At 71.1% G+C, this 7,932-nt stretch carries 2 protein-coding genes; both read left to right on the forward strand.

Annotated features, from left to right (window positions below):
* Positions 1 to 23: 23 nt before the first annotated feature.
* Entirely contained in the window at positions 24 to 4,496 is a 4,473-nt protein-coding gene (locus ACFYZL_RS39810; protein WP_388686067.1) for an amino acid adenylation domain-containing protein, read from the forward strand.
* Between the two features lie 5 nt (positions 4,497 to 4,501).
* A partial coding sequence (locus ACFYZL_RS39815) for an amino acid adenylation domain-containing protein (RefSeq protein WP_388686070.1) occupies positions 4,502 to 7,932 on the forward strand: 3,431 nt, incomplete at its 3' end.

The raw sequence follows: 7,932 nt of genomic DNA on the forward strand, positions 1-7,932 counted from the left end.
CGGGGTTCCGCCAGCCGGTCGGCATGGCAAGCCCGGTGCAGGTCGTCGTCCGGGATGTGGAACTGCCGTGGCGCGAGGTCGACCTGTCGGGCCTGCCCGACACGGACGCCGAGACCGAGGCACACCGGCTCGCGGAGGAGGAGCAGGCGATCCGGTTCGACCTCGCGGTCCCACCGGCGTTGCGCCTGTTGCTCCTGAAGCTGGGCGATGCACGCCACCGGCTGCTGGTGACCTCCCACCACATCGTCATGGACGGTTGGTCGCTGCCCATCCTGTTCGACGAGCTGTCGCGGATCTACGCGGCCGGCGGCGACGCGAGCGCCCTTCCGCCGGTGGCACCGTACCGTGACTACCTCGCCTGGCTGGGCCGTCAGGACAAGGAGGCCGCCCGGAACGCCTGGCGCGAGCTCCTCGCGGGCGTCGAGGACCCCACGCTCGTGGGGCCCGCGGACCTCGGTGACGGCGAGCCGATCGGACACGTCGTCACCCGCACCGGCGAACAGCTCACCCGGGCCCTGCAAGGAACGGCCCGTACCCACGGTCTGACCATGAACACCCTGGTCCAGGGCGCGTGGGCGGTCCTGGTGGGCATGCTGTCGGGCCGTACCGACGTGGTGTTCGGCGCCACGGTCGCGGGCCGCCCGGGCGAGATCCCGGGCGTCGAGCGGATGCTCGGACTGTTCATCAACACCGTCCCGGTCCGGGTGCCCCTGTACCCGGACCGACGCTTCTGCGACCTGCTGTCGGATCTCCAGGGCCGGCAGTCCGAGCTGATCGACCACCAGCACCTGGGGCTGACGGAGATCCAGCGCACGGCCGGTGCGGGCGCGACCTTCGACACCCTCGTGGTCTACGAGAACCATCCGCGCGACCCCGATGCGGGGGCCGTGCCCGGCGGACTCCCGATCGCCGGTGGCGGGGGCGAGGAAGTGGCCCACTATCCGCTCACCCTCGTGGCGACCCCCGATGACGGGCTGGAGCTGAGGCTGGAGTACCGGCCCGACGTGTTCGACGGGCCGACGGTACGGGCCCTCGTGGCCAGGCTGACCCGGCTCCTGGAACAGTTCGCCCTCGACCCGGGCATCCGGGTCTGCGAACTCGACGTACTGGAACCGGCCGAACGGCAGCGGATCCTCGGCGACTGGAACGACACCGCTCGACCCGAACCGGGCGTACTGGTAACCGAGCTGTTCGAGGCGCAGACGGCGCGGACCCCGGACCTGGCGGCCGTCGTCACGGCGGACGCGGCCCTGACGTACGCCGAGCTCGACGCTCGGGCCAACCAGGTCGCGCACCACCTCATCGACCGGGGGATCGGCCCCGAAGACCTGATCGGCGTGGTGATGGAGCGGTCGGTCGACCTCTTCGTCGTCCTGCTCGGCGTACTGAAGTCGGGCGCGGCCTACGTGCCGATCGACCCCGGCTATCCGGCCGAGCGGATCCGCTTCATGCTGGCCGACGCCCAACCCGCGCTGCTGGTGTGCACCAGCGGCGGCAGGGAAGCCGCAGCCGGCTTCGAAGCGTTGATCTGGGACGCCCCGGATCTGGCGGTCGATCTGGCCGGCCGCCCGGCGACCGTGCCGACCGACGCCGACCGGGTCGCGCCGCTGCGGCCCACGCATCCGGCATACGTGATCTACACGTCCGGCTCGACCGGAACGCCCAAGGGCGTCGCCGTCGCGCACAGGGGCTTCGCCAACTACGTGACCTGGCGCATCGGCGCCTACGGCTGGGGGCCCGGAGATCGGGTACTGCAGTTCGCCTCGGTGTCCTTCGACACGTCGGTGTCGGAGATCTACCCGACGCTGACGAGTGGGGCGACCCTCTGCGTCGCCCGGCGGGACGGCGACATCCTGCTGGAGCTGGAAACCCTGGAGCCCAATGCCGTCACCTTCACCCCGAGCGTCCTGGAGACGCTCCGGGCGGACGACGCGCGGACGGACACCGTACTGCGCAGGATCGAGCACGTCGTCACCGCGGGCGAGGAATGCGGCCCCGACGTGGTGCGCCGGTGGGCCCCGGGACGGAAGTTCCACAACGAGTACGGCCCCACCGAGGCCACGGTGGACGTCACCAGCTGGACCGCACCCGCCGCGCTCCCGGACGCCGTGTCGCTCGGCGGCCCGATCGCCAACGTCCGCGTGTACGTCCTGGACGAGTGGCTGCGTCCCGTTCCCCCCGGAGTGACCGGAGAGCTGTACGTCGCCGGGACCGGCCTGGCGCGAGGCTACGTCCGCCGTCCGGATCTGAGCTCCCAGCGGTTCGTCGCCTGCCCCTTCTCGGACTCCGGGGAGCGGATGTACCGCACGGGTGACCTGGCCCGCTGGACCGACGGAGGTGAACTCCGGTTCGCCGGCCGCGTCGACCACCAGGTGAAGATCCGCGGATTCCGGATCGAACCCGGCGAGATCGAGGCCGTGCTCGCCGCGCACGATGGCGTCGGCCAGGTCGCCGTGATCGCCCGTGCCGACCGGACGGAAGGCCGCGCGCACGCCGTCAAGCGGCTGGTCGCGTACGTCGTGCCCGCGGACCCGCGCGCCGGACTCGACCCCGCGGAGCTGCGCGACCACGTGGCCGGGCTGATGCCCGAGCACATGGTGCCGGCCGCCTTCGTCGCGCTCGACTCCCTGCCCGTCACGGTGAACGGCAAGCTGGACCGGGCCGCGCTGCCCGCGCCCGAGCCTGCCGCCCGCCCTGCCGGCCGAGGCCCGCTCACCCCGGTGGAGGAGGTCCTCTGCGCGCTGTTCGCCGAAGTCCTGGGTCTGGACCGGGTCGGGGCCGAGGACTCGTTCTTCGAACTCGGCGGCGACTCGATCATGTCGATGCTGGTCGTCTCCCGGGCCCGGCGGGCCGGCGTGACGATCACGGCCCGGCAGGTGTTCGAGCAGAAGTCGGCCGCGAACCTGGGACGGGTCGCCACCTCGACCGCCGCCGACTCCACCGCCGTGGCGCGGGTGCCCGATGTGGGCGTGGGACGAGTGCCCCTGACGCCCGTCATGCGCGAACTCGTCGAGCGCGCGGGGCCGACCGCGCTGACCGGCTCGCTGACCCAGTCGATGCTCGTGGACGTGCCCGCCCGGCTGGACCTTTCCCTGCTGGCGGCAGCGGTACGGGCACTGCTGGACCACCACGCCGTACTGCGTGCCCGCCTCGAACTCGTCGACGGCGGTCCGGACGCGCTGGTCGTACCGGAGAAGGGCGCCGGGCCGTCCGGAGCGGACTGCGTGGTCCGCGCCGCGACACCGGACGTGACGGCCGAGTTCCGGAGCGCCGTCGACCGACTCGACCCGTCTGCCGGCGTGATGGTCCAACTGGTGTGGTTCGACGAAGGCCCCGACACGCCCGGACGGCTGCTGCTCGTGGCGCACCACCTGGTCGTCGACGGCGTTTCCTGGCGGATCCTCCTCCCGGACCTGGCAGCCGCCTACGAGGCCCTGGAAGCCGGACGGAACGTCGAACTCGACCCGGCAGGCACCTCGTTCCGCCGGTGGGCGCGAGCCCTGGAGGAGCAGGCGGCCAGTCCCGAACGGACGGCCGAACTGCCCACGTGGACCGCGTTGCTGGACGGCCCCGACCCGCTGATCGGAAACAGGGCGCTCGACCCGGCCGTGGACACCGTGGCCGCCGGTGTCCACGCGGTCTCCCTGCCCGTCCCCGCCACCGTGACCACGGACCTGCTCACCCGCGTTCCGGTGGCCTTCTACGCCGGGATCGACGACGTGCTCCTGGCCGCTCTGGCGGGCGCGGTCGCCGAGTGGCAGCACGGCAGGGGCCGCGACACCGGGGCGGGAATGCTGGTGGACGTCGAGGGCCACGGCCGCACGCCACTGACCGGCGGCCCCCTCTCGGACGACCTCGACCTGACCCGGACCGTCGGCTGGTTCACCGGCTCCCACCCGGTGCGCCTGAACCCCGGCACCGAGGAGTACGCGGACATCCGGGCCGGCGGCGCCGCGGCGGGCGACCTCATCAAGCGGGTCAAGGAGCAACTGCGGGCGGTGCCCGCCGACGGGCTCGGCTTCGGACTCCTGCGCCACCTGAACCCGCGGACGGCGACGGCCCTGGCCGGCGTGCCCACTCCGCAGATCGGCTTCAACTACCTGGGACGATTCGCCTCCGCTGTTGGGCAGTTGGACGGCCATGACATCGGAAAGGCGAGATGGCAGCCTGTCGGGGACGTGGTCCTGGGCGGCACGGCGGACGCCCGGATGGCCGCTTCGCACGCCCTCGAAGCCGGTGGACTGGTCCGTGACCTGCCCGACGGTCCCGAACTGACCGTGACCCTGACCTGCCCGACGGGGCTGCTCGACCGGGACGCCCTCCACGAGCTGGCGACGGGCTGGGTCGCGATGCTCACGGGGTTCGTGGCCCATACGACAGACCCGGGCGGTGCTTCCCGCACCGGCGGCCACACGCCCTCCGACTTCACCCTGGTCGACCTCGACCAGGACGAGATCGACGAGTTCCAGATACATCTAGCCGGCGAAAAGGAGTGAACGCAGTGACCCAGGTGCGCATCGAGGATGTGTGGCCGCTCTCACCGCTTCAGGAGGGTCTCCTGTTCCATGCGGGGTACGACGAGGAGGCCCATGACGTCTATGTGCTCCAGGGTGCGATGGAACTCCGGGGCGTGCTGGACGCGGACCTCTTACGCACCTCCTGGCAGGCGCTCCTCGACCGGCACGCGACTCTGCGGGCGAGCTTCCAGCGGCGGGGTACGGGCGACCCCGTCCAGCTGATCGCCTCGGGCGTGAAGCTTCCCTGGCGTGAGGTGGACCTGTCCCGGTTGGACGGGGCCGAACGGCAACGCGAGGCCGAACGCCTCGCGGATGCCGAGAAGACCCGGTTCGATCCGGCGGTTCCGCCGCTGCTGCGGTTGCTGCTGCTGAGACTCGACGAGTCGCATCATCGACTCGTATTGACGATGCATCACATCCTGCTGGACGGTTGGTCGCTGCCGGTTCTGTTCGGCGAGTTGTCCACGGTGTACGCGGCCGGTGGTGACGTGTCGGTGCTTCCGCCGGTCACGCCGTACCGGGAGTACTTGGCGTGGTTGGGCCGTCAGGACAAGGAGGCGGCGCGGGAGGCCTGGCGCGAGGCCCTCGCCGGGACGGTCGAGCCGACACTGGTCCACCCGGCCGACCCCGGTGCGAAGCCCTCCGTCCCCGGCCACACGACGTTGACGGTCGGCGCCCGGTTGACGGAGGAGCTGGGCGAGGTCGCCCGTGCACACGGTCTGACGCTGAACACCGTGATCCAGGGCGCGTGGGGCGCGCTGGTCGGGATGCTGACCGGCCGCAGTGATGTCGTCTTCGGCGCCGTGGTGGCGGGTCGGCCGGCGGACCTGCCCGGTGTGGAGCAGATGCTGGGGCTGTTCATCAACACGGTGCCGGTGCGAGTACGCCTCGACCCCGACCGCACGATCGCGGAGCTGCTGACCGAACTCCAGCTCCGGCAAGCGGAACTGCTGCCGCACCAACACCTCGGACTGACGGAGATCCAGCGTCTCGCCGGAACCGGCGCGACCTTCGACACGCTCCTCGTCTACCAGAACTATCCGCGCACCCCGGACGGGCCGTTGCGGCTCAGCGGCCTGAAGATCGACGGCTCGGCGAGCGAGGACGCCGCCCACTACCCCCTGGCCCTGGCCGTCGCCCCACTGGACGATCTGGAGCTGCGGTTCGACTACCAGCCCGATCGATTCGACGCGGCGGCCGTCGCGACCATGGGAAGGCGGCTGGTACGACTCCTGGAACAGATCGCCGCGGACCCCACGCTGCCGGTCGGCCGGCTCGACCTGCTGGAGGAGGCCGAGCGTGGTCTGGTGGTGGACGGATGGAACGACACTGCTCGGCCGGTCGGGGTGGGGACTCTTCCGGAGTTGTTCGGTGCGCAGGTGGTGCGGACTCCGGATGCGGTGGCGGTGGTGTCGGGTGATGTCGCGCTGACGTATGCGGAGTTGGATGCGCGTGCGGAGCGGGTTGCGCGAGGGCTGGCGGGTCGTGGGATCGGTCGGGAGTGCCGGGTCGGTGTGGTGATGGACCGGTCGCCCGAGTTGATCGCTGTGCTGTTGGGTGTGGTGAAGGCCGGTGCTGCGTATGTGCCGCTGGATGGTGATCATCCGGTGGAGCGGTTGCGTGCGGTGGTGGCCGAGGCCGGGGTCTCGCTGGTGGTGGCCGATCGTGAGGTGGAAGGCCTCGCGACGACCTCGGTTGAAGAGTTGTTCGAGGCGTCCTCGGATCGGTCAGCGCCGGCTGTGAAGGTCTCCTCGGAGAGCTTGGCGTATGTGATGTACACGTCGGGGTCGACCGGCCGGCCGAAGGGTGTGGCGGTGACGCACGGGAACGTGGCGAGTTTCGTCGCGGACCGGAGTTGGCGTGATGACGTGGTCGAGCGGGTTTTGGTGCAGGCGAACCACGCCTTCGACGCGTCGACGTATGAGATCTGGGTGCCGTTGACGCGTGGTGGCCGGTTGGTGTTGCTGCCTGCGGGTGAGAAGGACGCGGTCGCGCGCGGTCGGTTGATCGCCGAGCACGGTGTGACGAACGTGCACGCGACGGCCGGTTTGTTCCGGGTGTTGGCGGAGGAGTCGCCGGAGATCTTCGCGGGTGTGCGCGAGGTGTCGACCGGCGGTGACGTCGTATCGGCGTCGGCGATCCGGGCGTTGCTGGCCGCGCATCCGGGGTTGAAGGTTCGGTCGACGTACGGGCCGACGGAGACGACCGCGTTCACCACCCAGATCCCCTACGTCACAGGCGACGTGGTTCCGGCGAGTGTGCCGATCGGCCGGCCGATGGACAACGCGCGCACCTACGTCCTGGACGAGTTCCTGCGCCCGGTACCCCCGGGCGTGACCGGCGAGTTGTATGTGGCGGGCTCCGGTCTGGCGCGGGGCTACGACGGTCGGGCCGCCCTCACGGCAGAACGTTTTGTGGCGTGCCCCTATGGCGGTGGCCGGATGTACCGGACCGGCGACCTGGCCCGGTGGTCCTCCGAGGGGCAGTTGCTTTTCGAAGGTCGTGTGGACGATCAGGTGAAGATCCGTGGTTTCCGGATCGAGCCGGCCGAGGTCGAGGCGGTGCTGGCCGCGCACGAGAGCGTCGGTCAGGTCGCGGTGATCGTGCGGGAGGACCAGCCGGGGGCCAAGCGCCTTGTCGCCTACGTCGTGCCGGCCGATGCGGATGCGGGCATGGATGTCGAGCTGCTCGGGGATCATGCCGCGGGCAAGCTGCCGGACTACATGGTCCCGGCCGCGTTCGTGCAGCTGGAGACCCTGCCGGTCACGGTCAACGGGAAGCTCGACCGGGCCGCCCTCCCGGCCCCCGAGTTCGGCGGCGCCGAAGGACGCGCCCCCCGGACTCCGTTGGAGGAGTTGTTCTGCGGGCTGTTCGCCGAGGTGTTGGGCCTGGAGCGGGTGGGGGCCGAGGACTCGTTCTTCGCCCTCGGTGGCGACTCGATCATGTCGATGCTGGTCGTCTCCCGGGCGCGGCGGGCAGGTGTGGTGATCAATGCTCGGCAGGTGTTCGCGCACAAGACGCCGACCGGACTGGCGCGTATCGCCGGGACGGCTGCGGCGACCGCGTCGGAGCCGCGGGCGCAGAGCGTGGGGCGGGTGCCCCTCACACCGGTCATGCGCGAGCTGGTGGAGCGGGCGGGTCCGGCGGCACTGACCGGGGCGTTTTCCCAGTCGATGCTGCTTCGGCTGCCGGCCGGGCTGGAGCTGTCGCGTTTGGGGGCGGCATTTCAGCGGCTGGTGGATCACCATGACGTGCTGCGTGCCCGCCTGGAGGTCGTCGACGGTGCGCCGAGTGCGCTCGTGATTCCGGAGGCGGGTTCCGTCGTGCCCGTCGTGCGGCGGGTGGACGCGGCTGGAGTCGGCGACGCCGGACAGTGGACCGACGTCGTTCGGGTGTGTGCCGAGGATGAGGCGAA

Source organism: Streptomyces sp. NPDC001717, assembly GCF_042892775.1.
GTDB lineage: Bacteria > Actinomycetota > Actinomycetes > Streptomycetales > Streptomycetaceae > Streptomyces.